Source organism: Pseudomonas sp. ok272 (assembly GCF_900109995.1).
GTDB lineage: Bacteria > Pseudomonadota > Gammaproteobacteria > Pseudomonadales > Pseudomonadaceae > Aquipseudomonas.
Window position 1 is genome coordinate 253,797 of the sequence record NZ_FOCB01000002.1, and the last position, 14,881, is coordinate 268,677.

At 64.3% G+C, this 14,881-nt stretch carries 12 protein-coding genes; 10 read left to right on the forward strand and 2 right to left on the reverse strand.

Features of this window, described 5'->3' with window-relative positions; translation table 11 throughout:
* Positions 1–50 precede the first annotated feature (50 nt).
* The 10 genes from BMW74_RS04020 to BMW74_RS04065 all read left to right on the forward strand — a co-directional run bounded on the left by BMW74_RS04020 (position 51) and on the right by BMW74_RS04065 (position 12,446).
* Positions 51–332 (forward strand): peptidylprolyl isomerase, encoded by a 282-nt coding sequence (locus BMW74_RS04020; RefSeq protein ID WP_093413984.1) that lies wholly within the window; start codon positions 51–53, stop codon positions 330–332.
* Positions 333–467: 135 nt separating this feature from the next.
* On the forward strand, positions 468–2,336 hold the full coding sequence (locus BMW74_RS04025) for an extracellular solute-binding protein (protein ID WP_093413987.1): 1,869 nt from the start codon (positions 468–470) through the stop codon (positions 2,334–2,336).
* On the forward strand, positions 2,336–3,397 hold the full coding sequence (locus BMW74_RS04030; protein ID WP_093413990.1) for a microcin C ABC transporter permease YejB: 1,062 nt from the start codon (positions 2,336–2,338) through the stop codon (positions 3,395–3,397). The genes BMW74_RS04025 and BMW74_RS04030 overlap by 1 nt, the downstream gene beginning before the upstream one ends.
* Positions 3,397–4,419, forward strand: a complete 1,023-nt coding sequence (locus BMW74_RS04035) for an ABC transporter permease (protein ID WP_093413993.1) — start codon at positions 3,397–3,399, stop codon at positions 4,417–4,419. Before BMW74_RS04030 ends, BMW74_RS04035 begins: the two co-directional genes overlap by 1 nt.
* 20 nt (positions 4,420–4,439) lie before the next feature.
* Positions 4,440–6,020: an ABC transporter ATP-binding protein gene (locus BMW74_RS04040; RefSeq protein WP_093413996.1), complete on the forward strand. Its 1,581-nt coding sequence runs from the start codon at positions 4,440–4,442 to the stop codon at positions 6,018–6,020.
* Positions 6,021–6,159: 139 nt separating this feature from the next.
* The gene (locus BMW74_RS04045) at positions 6,160–7,575 is read left to right on the forward strand and encodes a sigma-54 interaction domain-containing protein (protein ID WP_093413999.1); all 1,416 of its coding nucleotides are present in this window, start codon (positions 6,160–6,162) and stop codon (positions 7,573–7,575) included.
* Positions 7,576–7,852: 277 nt separating this feature from the next.
* Positions 7,853–9,244 (forward strand): GntP family permease, encoded by a 1,392-nt coding sequence (locus BMW74_RS04050; protein ID WP_093414002.1) that lies wholly within the window; start codon positions 7,853–7,855, stop codon positions 9,242–9,244.
* 7 nt (positions 9,245–9,251) lie between these two features.
* Positions 9,252–10,025: a 3-hydroxybutyrate dehydrogenase gene (locus BMW74_RS04055; protein WP_093414006.1), complete on the forward strand. Its 774-nt coding sequence runs from the start codon at positions 9,252–9,254 to the stop codon at positions 10,023–10,025.
* A gap of 136 nt (positions 10,026–10,161) precedes the next feature.
* On the forward strand, positions 10,162–12,117 hold the full coding sequence (locus tag BMW74_RS04060; RefSeq protein ID WP_093414009.1) for an acetoacetate--CoA ligase: 1,956 nt from the start codon (positions 10,162–10,164) through the stop codon (positions 12,115–12,117).
* 53 nt (positions 12,118–12,170) lie between these two features.
* Positions 12,171–12,446: a peptidylprolyl isomerase gene (locus BMW74_RS04065; RefSeq protein WP_003182808.1), complete on the forward strand. Its 276-nt coding sequence runs from the start codon at positions 12,171–12,173 to the stop codon at positions 12,444–12,446.
* Between the two features lie 138 nt (positions 12,447–12,584).
* Here the strand turns inward: BMW74_RS04065 and BMW74_RS04070 are convergent, their stop codons facing one another.
* Entirely contained in the window at positions 12,585–13,514 is a 930-nt protein-coding gene (locus BMW74_RS04070) for a sugar kinase (RefSeq protein ID WP_093414012.1), read from the reverse strand.
* Positions 13,515–13,646: 132 nt separating this feature from the next.
* Positions 13,647–14,864, reverse strand: a complete 1,218-nt coding sequence (locus BMW74_RS04075) for an amino acid deaminase (protein ID WP_093414015.1) — start codon at positions 14,862–14,864, stop codon at positions 13,647–13,649.
* Positions 14,865–14,881: the final 17 nt, after the last annotated feature.

Here is a 14,881-nt window from a genome sequence, read left to right on the forward strand (position 1 = left end):
TGAATCCGGTAGGCTCAGCACTTTACTGAATATTGAAAGGAGATTTCCCCATGGCCAAAGCCACTGCCCGTCACATCCTGGTTGCCAGCGAAGCCAAGTGCAACGAACTCAAGGCCCAGATCGAAGGCGGCGCTGATTTCGCCGATGTAGCCAAAGCCAACTCCACCTGCCCATCCAGCCGCCAGGGCGGTGACCTGGGTTCGTTCGGCCCAGGCCAGATGGTCAAGGAATTCGACACCGTCGTGTTCAGCGCGCCAATCAACGTGGTGCAAGGCCCGGTGAAAACCCAATTCGGTTATCACCTGCTGGAAGTGACCAGCCGCCAGGACTGATCCACAGTCCCTGTGCAAACAACGGCCCGCCTTTTGGTGGGCCGTTGTGTTTGCGGGCGTTGATTTTGGCTGGCGAGACACGCGCCGCTAGCGTACAAATCAGAGTCATCGATCACCTGGCTACCAAGGCTTGCAATGCGACTGGCTTTCTCCTCACTGATCTTCACCACCCTGGCGCTGCTGTTCAACGCCAGTGCCGCGATGGCAACCGCGCAACACGCCTTGACGGTCTACGGCGAACCCGCCAAATACCCGGCCAACTTCAGTCACTTTGCCTACGTCAACCCGCTGGCTCCCAAGGGCGGGAGCATGCGCCGCTCGGCCATGGAAATCGGCCAGTTCGACCACGTGCTGCCGTACATCGACAAGGGTACTGGGGTCACGCAACTGGACGGCCTGGTGTACTCGCCCCTGGCGCAACGTTCGCTGGACGAGCCCTACACCGTGTACGGCCTGGTGGCGGAGAAAATGGAGCGCGCCGATGACGGGATGTGGCTGCGCTTCTACCTCAATCCCAAGGCCCGGTTCGCGGATGACACACCCATCACCGCCGAAGATGTGCGCTACTCCTTCGAGCTGCTGATGACCCAGGGCAGCCTGCGCTACCGTACCCAGTTCGCCGACATCAAAGGCGTCGAGGTGGAGTCGCCGCGCACCATCCGCTTTGACTTCAAGAACAACGAAAACCGCACCCTGGCCCTGGACCTCGCCACCCTGCCGGTGTTTCCCGAACATTGGTGGAAGACACATGACTTCGCCAACGGCGGTGGCTACGACGCCCCTCTGGGCAGCGGCCCGTACCGCGTCGGCAAGGTCGACGCCGGGCGCAGCATCACCTTCGAGCGCAACCTCGACTGGTGGGGCAAGGACCTGCCCGTCAGCCGTGGCCTGTACAACTTCGATCACTTCAGCGTCGAGTTCTTCGGCGACACCGACGTCGCCCGCCAGGTACTGCGCGGTGGCGCCTACGACTACAACCGGGAGTTCTCGGCCACCGCCTACGCCATCCGCTACGACAGCCCCGCCCTGAGCGACGGCCGCCTGCAAAAGGCCCACCTGGCCACCAAGGCCCCGCAACCGTCCCAGGGCTTTGCGTTCAACCTGCAAAATCCGATGTTCCAGGATCGCCGCGTGCGCCAGGCCCTGGTGATGCTCTGGGACTTCGAGTGGAGCAACCGGCAGATGATGCGCAACACCTACATCCGCCAGCAGAGTTTCTTTTCCAACACCGAACTCGCCGCCAGGGCGCTGCCCGATGCCGGCGAGCTGGCGATCCTCGAACCCCTGCGCGGGCAGATCCCCGATGAGGTGTTCACCCAGGTGTTCGAGGCCCCGAAAACCGACGGCAGCGGCCTGATCCGCGACAAACAATTGCAAGCCCTGACCCTGCTCGAACGCGCCGGTTGGAAACCCGATGGCGACCAGTTGGTCAATGCCCAGGGCGAACCGCTGGCCTTCAGTTTCCTCATCGCCCAGAACGGCCTGGACCGACTGTTACTGCCCTACAAGCGCAACCTGGCACAGATCGGCATCACCCTGAACATTCGTAAGATCGACGCCTCGCAGTACATCAATCGCCTGATGAGCCGCGACTACGACATGATCGTCACCGGCTACCCGGTCAGCACCTCGCCGGGCAACGAGCTGTTCAACTACTTTGGCTCGCAAGCGGCCAACGACCCCGGCGCGAACAACTACATGGTGCTGAAGAACCCCGCGGTCGACACCTTGATCAACGGCCTGGTCAAGGCCCGCACCCAGGCCGACATGCAGCGCCACGCCCGCGCCCTGGACCGCGTCCTGTCATGGAACTACTACTGGATTCCCAACTATTACCCCCCCGGCAGTTCGACCGTCTGGTGGAACCGCTTCGGCATCCCGGCGATACCAGCCAGTAACGACGAAGCCATCGAGAGCTGGTGGGAAATAAGCACCACGCCATTGACCAATCAACAGATGGCGGCCGAGCGCATCCAGCACGCCAACCCCGGAGGGCCTGATTGATGCTGGCTTACATCCTGCGGCGCTTGCTGCTGATCATCCCGACGCTGGTAATCATCCTGCTGGTCAACTTCGCCATCGTGCAGGCCGCCCCCGGTGGCCCGGTCGAGCAAGCCATCGCCCGCCTCCAGGGGATTGGCGGCGGCACCAGCCTTGGCGGCGCCGCCGATACGCTAAGCCATGGTTCACGGGCCAGTCGCGGCCTGGACCCACAACTGATCAAGGACATCGAGAAACAGTACGGTTTCGACAAGCCGGCCCATGAACGCCTGTGGCTGATGCTCAAGAGCTACGCGCAACTGGACTTCGGCAAGAGCTTCTTTCGCGGCGCCTCGGTCACCGACCTGATCCTGGAAAAAATGCCGGTGACCCTCTCCCTCGGGCTCTGGGCGACACTGATCACCTACCTGGTGTCGATCCCGCTGGGCATCCGCAAGGCGGTGCATCACGGCAGCCCGTTCGATATCTGGAGCAGCACCGCCATCGTCATCGGCTACGCCATGCCCGCGTTCCTGTTCGCCATGTTCCTGATCGTGGTCTTTGCCGGCGGCACCTCGCTGAATTGGTTTCCGGTGCGTGGCCTGGTCTCGGACAACTTCGAACAGCTGTCGACACTGGGCAAGATCGCCGACTACTTCTGGCACCTGGTGCTGCCGGTGACCGCGCTGGTGGTGGGCGGCTTTGCCACGCTGACCATCCTGACCAAAAACTCGTTCCTCAATGAAATCACCCGCCAGTACGTGGTCACCGCCCGCGCCAAGGGTTTGAGCGAGCGCCGCGTGCTGTACGGCCATGTGTTCCGCAATGCCATGCTGCTGGTAGTGTCGGGGATCCCGCAGGCCTTCATCAGCGTGTTCTTCGCTGGCTCCCTGCTGATCGAAGTGATTTTTTCCCTCGATGGCCTGGGGCGCATGAGTTACGAAGCCGCCGTGTCCCGGGACTACCCGGTGGTGTTTGGCTCGCTGTTCATCTTCACCCTGTTCGGCCTGCTGATAAAACTCATCGGCGACCTGTGCTACACCCTGGTCGACCCGCGCATCGACTTTGCCGCGAGGAACGCCTGATGCTCACGCTCTCGCCCCTGGCGCGCCGGCGCTTCGAGCGCTTTAAGAAGAACCGCCGGGGCTGGTGGTCGCTGTGGCTGTTCATCGGCCTGTTCCTCCTGACCCTGGGCGGTGAATTGATCGCCAATGACAAGCCTCTGCTGCTCAGCTACCAGAACACCCTGTACTTCCCGGCGTTCAAGCGCTACACCGAGCAGGCATTCGGCGGCCAACTGCCGTTCCAGGCCGACTACCGAAGCGACTACGTGCAGAAGCTGATCAAGCAGGACGGTGGCTGGATGCTGTTCCCACCAATCCCCTTCAGCGACGACACCCCCAACTACGACCTCGATCAACCCGCCCCCAGCCCTCCGTCGAGCGTCAACTGGCTGGGCACCGACGATCAGGCCCGGGACGTGCTGGCGCGGGTGATCTTTGGCGCCCGGGTGTCGATCCTGTTCGCCCTGGCATTGACCTTCATCAGCGCCCTGATCGGGATTGCCGCCGGTGCCTTGCAGGGCTACTACGGCGGCTGGGTGGACCTGATCGGTCAGCGTCTGCTGGAAGTCTGGTCGGGGCTGCCGGTGCTGTACCTGCTGATCATCCTTTCCGGGTTTGTCGAGCCCAACTTCTGGTGGCTGCTGGGGATCATGGCGCTGTTTTCCTGGCTGGCCCTGGTGGACGTGGTGCGCGCCGAGTTCCTGCGCGGGCGCAACCTGGAATACGTCAAGGCCGCCCGCGCCCTGGGCTTGAGCGACCGCAAGGTGATCGTGCGGCACATCCTGCCCAACGCGATGAACGCCACCCTGAGCTACCTGCCATTCATTCTGACCGGGGCGATCTCGACCCTCACCGCCCTTGATTTCCTCGGCTTCGGCATGCCCGCCGGCAGCGCGTCCCTGGGCGAGTTGATCGGCCAGGGCAAGCAGAACCTGCAAGCACCCTGGCTGGGCCTGACGGCGTTCTTTACCCTGGCGCTGATTCTTTCTTTGCTCGTGTTTATCGGTGAGGCACTGCGTGATGCGTTTGATCCCCGCTCTTGAGCCCCGGTCCTGAGGTGACTATGAGCGACAACCTGATCGAAATCCGCGACCTCAGCGTCGCGTTCAATGGCGCAGTGGCCGTCGACACGCTGTGCCTGGACATCCGCCCCGGCGAGTGCCTGGCCCTGGTGGGCGAGTCCGGCTCCGGCAAGTCGGTGACCGCCCACTCGATCCTGCAACTGCTGCCCGAGACCGGCACCCAGTCCTCGGGCAGTATTCGCTACCGTGGCACCGAACTCCTCGGGGCGGCGCCCGGCGTCCTGCGTTCGCTGCGCGGCAACCGGATCGCGATGATCTTCCAGGAGCCGATGACCTCGCTCAATCCGCTGCACAGCATCCAGAAGCAGATCGGCGAGACGCTGCTGGTGCACAAGGGCCTGGGGGGCAAGGCCGCGCAACAGCGCATTCTTGAGCTGCTGGAACTGGTGGGCATCAAGCACCCCAAGGAGCGCCTCAAGGCTTATCCGCACCAACTTTCCGGCGGCCAGCGGCAACGGGTCATGATCGCCATGGCCCTGGCGTGCGAGCCGGAGTTGCTGATCGCCGACGAACCGACCACCGCCCTCGACGTCACGGTACAGCGCAAGATCCTGCTGCTGCTCAAATCGCTGCAACAGCGCCTGGGCATGTCCTTGCTGCTGATCAGCCACGACCTCAACCTGGTGCGTAGCATCGCCCAGCGGGTGTGCGTGATGCGCGCCGGCGAAATCGTCGAACAGGCCGAGTGCGAAACCCTGTTCACCACACCACGACACCCCTACAGCTGCGAGTTGCTGAACGCCGAACCCCAAGGCCAAGCCTTACCCCGGGACGAGCGCGAAGTGGTGTTGCAGGTCAGCGACTTGAGCGTGCGCTTCCCATTGAGCGGTGGATTGTTCCAACGCAAGACCTGGCTGCACGCGGTCGACGGCATCAGCCTGAGCATCCAGCGCGGCAAAACCCTGGGCATCGTGGGCGAGTCGGGTTCAGGCAAGTCGACCCTGGGCCAGGCGATCCTGCGCCTGCTGGATTGCCAAGGTCGCATCCAGTTCCAGGGCGAGGCACTTGAGCGCCTCGACCAAAAGCAATTGCGACCCTGGCGCAAGCGGATGCAGGTGGTGTTCCAGGATCCGTTTGGCAGCCTCAGCCCACGGATGTCGGTGGCCCAGATCATCAGTGAAGGACTGGAAGTCCACAGCCAATCGAGCGCCGCCGAATGTGAAGCCCAGGTGATCCAGGTCCTCAAGGAGGTGGGCCTGGACCCGCAAAGCCGGCATCGCTACCCCCACGAGTTTTCCGGCGGCCAGCGCCAGCGCATCGCCATCGCCCGTGCCCTGGTCCTCAAGCCCGCGCTGATCCTGCTGGACGAACCGACCTCGGCACTCGATCGCACGGTACAAAAGCAGGTGGTCGCCCTGCTGCGCCAGTTGCAGGAAAGCCACGGCCTGACGTACCTGTTCATCAGCCACGACCTGGCGGTGGTCCGCGCCCTGGCCCACGACATGATCGTGATCAAGGACGGCAAGGTCGTGGAGCATGGCACCAGCCAAGATGTCTTCGAGACCCCGCAGCACCCCTATACCCAAGCGCTGTTGGCGGCGGCGCAGGTGGGGTGGGTATGATCCCGCCAGACCGCAGCGCGGCCATCGCCGGCAAGCCGGTCTCGCTCCCACAGGGGAATGAACGCGTACCTAATGTGGGAGCGAGCCTGCTCGCGAAGAGGCCCACACCGACATTCCATTGCCCTTGGACACACCACCGATGACCCCCACCGAAAGCCTCAAGGACTACCAGCGTGTGCGCCTGCTGGCGATCCGCTCCTTGTTCGAAATCATCGAGCAGTCCAGCGAAGGCACGGTGATCGTCGACCGCGACGCCAATATCGTCTGGATGAACGAGCGCTATGCCCGGCGCTTTGGCCTGGAGTCGGCCGATGTGGCCATCGGCAAGCCATGCGAAAGCGTGATCCCCGGCAGCCTGCTGCGCGAAGTGGTGCGCACCGGCCGGCCGATCCTGCTGGACATGCAAGACACCTCCAAGGAACCCCTGGTGGTGATGCGCCTGCCGATTCATGACGACACGGGCGCAGTGATCGGCGCCATCGGCTTTGCCTTGTTCGATGAGTTGCGCAGCCTGTCGCCGATGCTCAAGCGCTACCTGAGCCTGCAAGAAGAATTGGCCTCGACCCGCTCGCTCCTGCGGGCACGACAGACCAAGTACACCTTCGCCCACTTCATCGGCACCAGCGCCGCCAGCCTGGAGGTCAAGCGCCGGGCCCGACGCAGCGCCAGCACCGAGTCGCCGGTGTTGCTGCTGGGGGAAACCGGCACCGGCAAAGAGCTGCTGGCCCAGGCCATCCATGGCGCCTCGCCACGGGCGCACAAAGCCTTTGTCAGCATCAACAGCGCGGCGATTCCCGAGTCGCTGCTGGAAGCCGAATTCTTCGGCACCGCCCCCGGCGCCTTTACCGGCGCCGACCGCAAGGGGCGTCCCGGCAAGCTACAGATCGCCCAGGGCGGCACGCTGTTCCTCGATGAGATCGGTGACATGCCGCTGCCCCTGCAAAGCAAGCTGCTGCGGGTGTTGCAGGAGAAAGAGTACGAGCCGGTGGGCTCCAACGAAGTGATCCAGAGCGACGTGCGGATCATCGCCGCCACCTCCACCGACCTCGAAGCGGCGATCAAGCGCGGGGAGTTCCGTGCCGACCTGTATTACCGCCTCAACGTCCTGCCGATCCAGGTCCCGGCGCTGCGCGAACGGCTGGACGACCTGCCGGCGCTGAGCGAAGCGATCCTCGAAGAACTGCGCAGCCAACACGAACTCGACAGCCAGGCCCTGGCCTTGCTCGGCCAGCACGCGTGGCCGGGGAACATTCGCGAGCTGCGCAACGTGCTGGAACGGGCGGCACTGCTCAGCGACGACCTGGTCCTCGGTGCTAGCGAGATTCGGGCGGCGATTGGCAACCTCGTGCCGGTGCAACGCTCGACCGTGCTGGCCCTGGAACCGATTCCCCATGAAAGCTTCAGCGCCGCCCGCGAGCGCTTCGACCGGCAGTTGATCGAGAGCGCCCTGGCGCACTGCGGGGGCAAGGTCATTGCAGCGGCGGCGTACCTCGGGCTGGGGCGTTCGACGCTGTACAAGAAGATGGTGGCGCTGGGCATTGCCGAGTCTCAATAACGAGACATGCATCTATATAAGTAGACAGCAACAAAAGCTTCGCGAGCAGGCTCGCTCCCACGGGGAAATGCGTGCCAACTGTGGGAGCGAGCCTGCTCGCGAAGAGGCCCGCCAGCCAAACAAACATCTCAAAACAGAGACAAAACATTAGCAAATATTACCGAAACAATTAAATATCTATATATATCAATAAGTTACAAACATGGCACACATCTCGCTATAGCCTTCCCTCACACCCGCTCCACCCCAAAAAAATAACAACCACAGGAGACACACCATGAGTGTGATCATCGCCCTGGCAGCCCTCGCGCTGCTGATGCTGGCTGCCTACCGTGGCTACAGCGTTATCCTCTTTGCCCCGATTGCCGCCCTTGGCGCCGTCCTGCTCACCGACCCCTCCGCCGTCGCGCCGGCCTTCACGGGCGTGTTCATGGAGAAAATGGTCGGTTTCATCAAACTGTATTTCCCGGTGTTCCTGCTCGGCGCCGTGTTCGGCAAGCTGATCGAGTTGTCGGGCTTCTCGCGCTCGATTGTCGCCGCCGCCATTCGCCTGCTCGGCAGCCGCCAGGCGATGCTGGTGATCGTGTTGGTCTGCGCCCTGCTCACCTACGGCGGCGTCTCGCTGTTCGTGGTGGTGTTCGCGGTCTATCCGTTTGCCGCCGAGATGTTCCGCCAGAGCAACATCCCCAAGCGCCTGATCCCGGCGACCATCGCCCTTGGCGCGTTCTCGTTCACCATGGACGCCCTGCCCGGCACCCCGCAGATCCAGAACATCATCCCCAGCACCTTCTTCAACACCACCGCCTGGGCCGCGCCGTGGCTGGGGGTGATTGGCACCATCTTCGTGTTCTGTGCCGGCATGCTGTTCCTCCAGCGCCAGCGCAATAAAGCCCAGCGCGCCGGCGAAGGCTACGGCACCGAGCTGCGCAATGAGCCGGAAACCGCCGACGACCTCAAGCTGCCCAATCCGTGGCTGGCCCTGTCACCCTTGCTGGCGGTCGGCATCATGAACCTGCTGTTCACCCACTGGATCCCGCAGTGGTACGGCAAGACCCACAGCCTCAGCCTGCCGGGCATGACCGCCCCAGTCACCACCGAAATCGCCAAGCTCACGGCGATCTGGGCCGTACAGGCGGCGTTGCTGGTGGGCATCCTCATGGTCCTGGTGTTCGGCTTCACGGCGATTCGCAGCAAGCTCGCCGAAGGCAGCAAGAGCGCGGTCAGCGGCGCCTTGCTCGCGGCGATGAACACCGCCTCCGAGTACGGCTTTGGCGCGGTGATCGCTTCCCTGCCGGGCTTCCTGGTCTTAGCCGACTGGCTCAAGAGCATTCCCAACCCGCTGGTCAACGAAGCGATCACCGTGACCCTGCTGGCGGGCATCACCGGCTCTGCCTCGGGCGGCATGAGCATCGCCCTGGCGGCCATGGCCGACAACTTCATCGCCGCCGCCCACGCGGCCAACATCCCGCTGGAAGTGCTGCACCGGGTGGCCGCCATGGCCAGCGGTGGCATGGACACCCTGCCGCACAACGGCGCGGTGATCACCCTGCTGGCCGTCACCGGCCTGACGCACCGCGAAGCCTACAAAGACATTTTCTGTATTACGCTGATCAAGACCCTGGCGGTCTTCGTCGTCATCGCTACGTTCTACGCCACCGGCATTGTGTGAGGTATTCATGACAACTCTTTCGGGCAAGACCGCCTTGGTCACCGGCTCCACCAGCGGGATTGGCCTGGGCATTGCCCTGAGCCTGGCCAAGGCCGGCGCCAACCTGATCCTCAACGGCTTTGGCGATGCCAGCGCGGTGATCGCCGAGGTCGCCCGGTTTGGCGGCAAGGTCGGTCATCACCCGGCCGACGTCAGCGACCCGGCGCAGATCGGCGACATGATCGCCTACGCCGAGCGCGAGTTCGGTGGCGTCGACATCCTGGTCAACAACGCCGGCATCCAGCACGTCTCCGCCGTCGAGGACTTCCCGGTGGAGCGCTGGGACTCGATCATCGCGATCAACCTGTCGTCGGTGTTCCACAGCACCCGCCTGAGCCTGCCGGGCATGCGCGCCAAGGGCTGGGGACGGATCGTCAACATCGCCTCGGTGCACGGCCAGGTCGGTTCGGTGGGCAAGGCGGCCTATGTCGCCGCCAAGCACGGGGTGATCGGCCTGACCAAGGTGGTGGGCCTGGAGACCGCCACCAGCAACGTCACCTGCAACGCCATCTGCCCGGGCTGGGTGCTGACCCCACTGGTGCAGAAGCAGATCGACGAGCGCATCGCCACCGGCCAAGACCCGCAGCAGGCCCAGCATGACTTGCTGGCCGAGAAGCAACCCTCGCTGGAGTTCGTCACCCCGCCGCAACTGGGCGAGCTGGTGCTGTTCCTGTGCAGCGAAGCCGGCGCCCAGGTCCGTGGCGCGGCGTGGAACATCGATGGCGGGTGGTTGGCGCAGTAAGGCCCCTCACCCCGGCACTTGTGGGAGCGAGCCTGCTCACGAAAGCCGTGTGTCAGGCCATGCAAATGGCGACTGATACGCCCTCTTCGCGAGCAGGCTCGCTCCCACACACATCATAAGAACAAGAGACGCCCACATGTCCGACATCCTCTGGCAACCCAGCCCCGAACGCATCGCCCAGACCCGCATGGAAGCCTTCCGGCACCACTGCAACCAACGTCATCACCTGGCACTGGCCGACTACCCGGCCCTGCACCAGTGGAGCATCGATTCACGCGCTGACTTCTGGCAGGCCATCGTCGAGTTCTTCGCCATCGAGTTCCACCAGTCACCCACGGCAGTGCTGCGTGAAGGCCCACAGATGCCCGACGCCCAGTGGTTCCCCGGGGCGACGTTGAACTTCGCCGAACACCTGCTGCGCCGCCGCGATGACGCCCTGGCGGTGATTGCCCTCGGTGAAGACGGCCAGCGTGAAACCTTGAGCTACCGCCAACTGGCCGAGCATGTCGCCGGCCTGCAGCGCAGCCTCAAGGCCAGCGGCGTGGGCCCGGGCGACCGGGTGGCGGCCTGCATGCCCAACACCTGGCAAACCCTGGTCGGCATGCTCGCCACCACCAGCCTGGGGGCGATCTGGTCCTGCTCCTCGCCCGACTTCGGCACCCAGGGCGTGGTCGACCGCTTCGGCCAGATCGAGCCCAAGGTGCTGATCACCTGCGCCGGCTACCGCTACGCCGGCCAGGTCATCGACCAGACACTCAAGATCAACGAAATCCTCGAACGCCTGCCCACGCTGGCGCAATTGATCGTCGTGCCTTACGCCCGACCCCAGGCTCAGGTGCACGACTACCGGACCCCGGCGCACGTCGCGCTCTGGGACGGGTTCTATCAAGCAGGCGGCGAGCCCGCGTTCACCGCCGTGCCCTTCGCCCATCCGCTGTACATCCTCTATTCCAGCGGCACCACCGGCGTCCCCAAGTGCATCATCCACGGCACCGGCGGCGTGTTGCTGCAACACGTCAAGGAACACGGCCTGCACGCGGACCTGGGACCCGCAGACCGCCTGTTCTACTACAGCACCTGCGGCTGGATGATGTGGAACTGGCTGGTCTCGGCCCTGGCGGTGGGCAGCAGCATCGTGCTGTACGACGGCTCGCCCTTCCATCCGCACCCGCAGCGCTTGCTCGACCTGATCGATGCCGAACGCATCACGGTGTTCGGCACCAGCCCCAAGTACTTGGCGAGCCTGGAAAGCCACGGCCTGCAACCGCGCGTGAGCCATGACCTGGGCAGCCTCAAGACGCTGCTGTGCACTGGCTCCGCGCTGTCGCCGCAGAGTTACGACTACGTGTACCGCCAGGTCAAGCGCGACCTGTGCCTGGCGTCCATGTCCGGCGGCACTGACATCGTCTCCTGCTTCGTCGCCGGCAATCCGGTATTGCCGGTGCGCCGCGGCGAGATGCAAGGCAAGGGCCTGGGCATGGCCATCGAAGTCTGGAACGACGCCGGCCAGCCGGTGATCGGCGAAAAAGGCGAACTGGTGTGCACCCGGCACTTTCCGGCGATGCCCATTGGCCTGTGGAACGACCCCCACCAGGAAAAGCTGCGCGCCTCCTACTTCAGCCTGTTCCCCGGTGTCTGGGCCCAGGGCGACTACGCCGAACAACTGGCCCACGGCAGTTGGATCATCCACGGCCGCTCCGACGCCGTGCTCAACCCGGGCGGGGTGCGTATCGGCACGGCGGAGATCTACCGCCAGGTGGAAAAAGTCCCCGAGGTGCTGGACGCGGTCGCCATCGGCCAGCCATGGCAGGACGACGTGCGGGTGGTGCTGTTCGTGCGCCTGCAAGACGGTGCGCTGCTGGATGCGGCGCTGGAGCAACAGATCCGCCAGGTGATCCGCGCCAACACCACACCGCGGCATGTGCCGGCCAAAATCCTGGCGGTCGACGATATCCCGCGCACCCTCAGCGGCAAGGTGGTCGAGTTGGCCGTGCGCAACGTGGTGCTGGGGCTGGCGGTGAAGAACACCGACGCGCTGGCCAACCCCCAGGCCCTGGCGCAATTTCGCGATCGGCCGGAACTGATGAGCTGACTTCAGGCATAATCCGCCGCCTGCCGTCACCACCGTTGCAAGGTACTTGCCCCATGAAAGCCCAAGCCCGCCATATCCTGGTGAAAACCGCCGAAGAAGCCGAACAGCTCAAGCAACGCATCGCCAAGGGCGAAGCCTTCGATGTGCTGGCCAAGAAATACTCCACCTGCCCGTCCGGCAAGCGTGGCGGTGACCTGGGGGAAGTGCGCCCGGGGCAGATGGTGGGCGTCATCGATGCGGTGATCTTCAAGAAGCCGCTGCGGGTGGTGCATGGGCCGATCAAGAGCAAGTTCGGCTATCACCTGGTGCAGGTGTTTTACCGGGATTGATTGATGTGGCTTGCGAATCCCTGTGGGAGCGAGACCGGCTTGCCGGCGATAGCGGTGTGTCAGCCACCACAGGCTTCGGATGGGCGTGCCTCTTCGCGAGCAGGCTCGCTCCCACAAGTGGCCGGCGCCACCGGCCTTTCATCGAGGAATCAACGCCCCCGGCACCTGGATCACCCGGCTCGCCAAGCCGTGCCCGGCTTCAGCCGCCTGCGCCGGGTTGTCGCCCTTGAGCCGACTGGCCAGGTACGCGGCACTGAAGGAATCCCCGGCGGCCGTGGTGTCCACCACCTTCGCGACCCGCTGCGCCGGCACGTCGAAGGACTCGCCGTCAACGCGAATCAGGCACGACTCAGCCCCTCGCTTGATGACCACCTCCGGCGTGCCGATCTTCTCGTAGGCGGCAAACACCGCATCGCCATCGGCATAGCCAAACAACGCCCGCTCATCCTCCAGGGTCAACAACGCCAGGTCGACGTACGGCAACACCTCGCGATAGGCCGCCCGGGCCTGCTCGGTAAACGCCCATAGCCGTGGCCGGTAGTTGTTATCGAAGACAATCTGCGCCCCGCGCTGGCGCGCCCGGCTCAAGGTGTCGATCAGGCGTTTGCGGCCAAACTCCCCCAGCACCGCCAGGGTAATGCCGCTCAAATACAACACGTCGTAGTCCAGCAGCGCCGCCAGGATCGGCATCGCGCTCGGGGTGGTGAAGCAATCGCGCACCGCCGCCTCGTTGCGCCAGTACAGAAAGCGGCGCTCGCCGGCCGCATCGGTCTGGATGCAGTACAAGCCGGGCAAGCGCCCCGCCAGGCGCTGGACCCGGGTCAGGCCAATGCCTTCGGCTGCCCACTGGGCACACATGGCATCGCTGAAGCTGTCATCGCCCAGCGCGGTGACGTAATCCACCCGGGCTTGGGCACCCATTTCCCGGGACAGATAGACCGCAGTGTTCAAGGTGTCGCCGCCGAAGCTCTGTTGCAGGCTACCGTCGGCGCGATGCTGGAGTTCGATCATGCATTCGCCGATCAGGGCGATGCGGATAGGGGTGTTCATGGTGAGCTCCCTGGTCATTGATAGTGTCTGGACGGGCCTCTTCGCGGGTAAACCCGCTCCCACAGTGACTGTGTTGAAACACAGATAAGCGAACAACTCATAACCTGTGGGAGCGGGCTTGCCCGCGAAGAACACACCTGGGTCTTGAGTCTAGAAAAAGCTGTCCATGTTCTCGATCACCTGCAACTGCTCATCCACCAGCAACCCGACGCGCCATTTGTCGAACGTCAGGCACGGGTGCGAAGCCCCGAACGCAATGATGTCGCCCACACGCAACTGCACACCCGGCGCCACGGTCATGAACGCGTGCTGGTCCATCACCGCCGTGACCTTGCACGCGCCCACATCTTCACCGACCGCCGGCAACACGCCCGCCTTGTAGCGCAACAGCGGCACTGGCAGGCCAGCGTCATAGGCCACATCGCGCTTGCCCAGGGCGATTACCGCCAAACCCGGCTCCGGCAGCGATTGCACATGGGCCCAGACCTCCAGCGCCGGGCGCAGGCCTTCGTGCAAGTCGCTGCGCCGATCCAGCACGCAGCACTGCGCCTCCTTGTAGATGCCATGGTCGTGGGCCACGTAGCTGCCGGGGCGCAGCACGCTGAGGAAACGCCCGGCCGCGTTCTGTGCCTCGAAGGACTCGGCGATCAAGTCGTACCAGGCCGAGCCCGAGGCGGTGATGATCGGCCGGTCAATGGCGAACGCGCGGCTGTCTTGCAGTTGCACGGCCAGGCGCACCAGCGAGGCGGCAAACTCACGAATGCCACTGACCGCCTGGTCGCCGTGGATCACCCCTTCGTAGCCTTCGATCCCGCACAGCGCCAAGGCGGGCTGGGCGTTGATCGCCGCCGCCAGGGCCACTACTTCGGCCTCGCTGCGGCAACCGCACCGCCCGCCGACCACGCCGTACTCGATCATCACGTTCAGGCGCATACCGCAGGCGCCGAAGAAGGCGCCCAGGTCGGCGACGTTATCCGGGTGATCGACCATGCAGTAAAAATCAAAGGACGGATCAGCCAGCAACCCGGCAATCAGCGCCATGTTCGGTGCGCCCACCAGTTGGTTGGCCATCAGCACCCGGCGCACGCCGTGGGCGTAGGCGGCGCGGCTCTGCACGGCGGTGGCCAGGGTGATGCCCCAGGCGCCGGCGTCCAGTTGCCGACGGAACAACGCCGGGATCATGCTCGTCTTGCCGTGGGGCGCCAGTTCCGCCCCGCTGTCGCTGACGAACGCTTGCATCCAGCGGATGTTGTGTTCCAGGGCCTCGCGGTGCAGCACCAGCGCCGGCAGGCTGACGTCACGCACCAGGTGGGCGCCGGTCTGGGCAGCGCCCTTTTCCACGGCGGTGGTATTCAAGGTCAATGGCATGATCAAACTCCCTACAC

Bases quoted from the DNA above. Each gene is read 5' to 3' on its own strand.
- BMW74_RS04025 (WP_093413987.1), top strand. From the start codon at position 468: ATGCGACTGGCTTTCTCCTCACTGATCTTCACCACCCTGGCGCTGCTG.
- BMW74_RS04055 (WP_093414006.1), top strand. From the start codon at position 9,252: ATGACAACTCTTTCGGGCAAGACCGCCTTGGTCACCGGCTCCACCAGC.
- BMW74_RS04020 (WP_093413984.1), top strand. From the start codon at position 51: ATGGCCAAAGCCACTGCCCGTCACATCCTGGTTGCCAGCGAAGCCAAG.
- BMW74_RS04075 (WP_093414015.1), bottom strand. From the start codon at position 14,864: ATGCCATTGACCTTGAATACCACCGCCGTGGAAAAGGGCGCTGCCCAG.
- BMW74_RS04040 (WP_093413996.1), top strand. From the start codon at position 4,440: ATGAGCGACAACCTGATCGAAATCCGCGACCTCAGCGTCGCGTTCAAT.
- BMW74_RS04045 (WP_093413999.1), top strand. From the start codon at position 6,160: ATGACCCCCACCGAAAGCCTCAAGGACTACCAGCGTGTGCGCCTGCTG.
- BMW74_RS04030 (WP_093413990.1), top strand. From the start codon at position 2,336: ATGCTGGCTTACATCCTGCGGCGCTTGCTGCTGATCATCCCGACGCTG.
- BMW74_RS04035 (WP_093413993.1), top strand. From the start codon at position 3,397: ATGCTCACGCTCTCGCCCCTGGCGCGCCGGCGCTTCGAGCGCTTTAAG.
- BMW74_RS04050 (WP_093414002.1), top strand. From the start codon at position 7,853: ATGAGTGTGATCATCGCCCTGGCAGCCCTCGCGCTGCTGATGCTGGCT.
- BMW74_RS04070 (WP_093414012.1), bottom strand. From the start codon at position 13,514: ATGACCAGGGAGCTCACCATGAACACCCCTATCCGCATCGCCCTGATC.
- BMW74_RS04060 (WP_093414009.1), top strand. From the start codon at position 10,162: ATGTCCGACATCCTCTGGCAACCCAGCCCCGAACGCATCGCCCAGACC.
- BMW74_RS04065 (WP_003182808.1), top strand. From the start codon at position 12,171: ATGAAAGCCCAAGCCCGCCATATCCTGGTGAAAACCGCCGAAGAAGCC.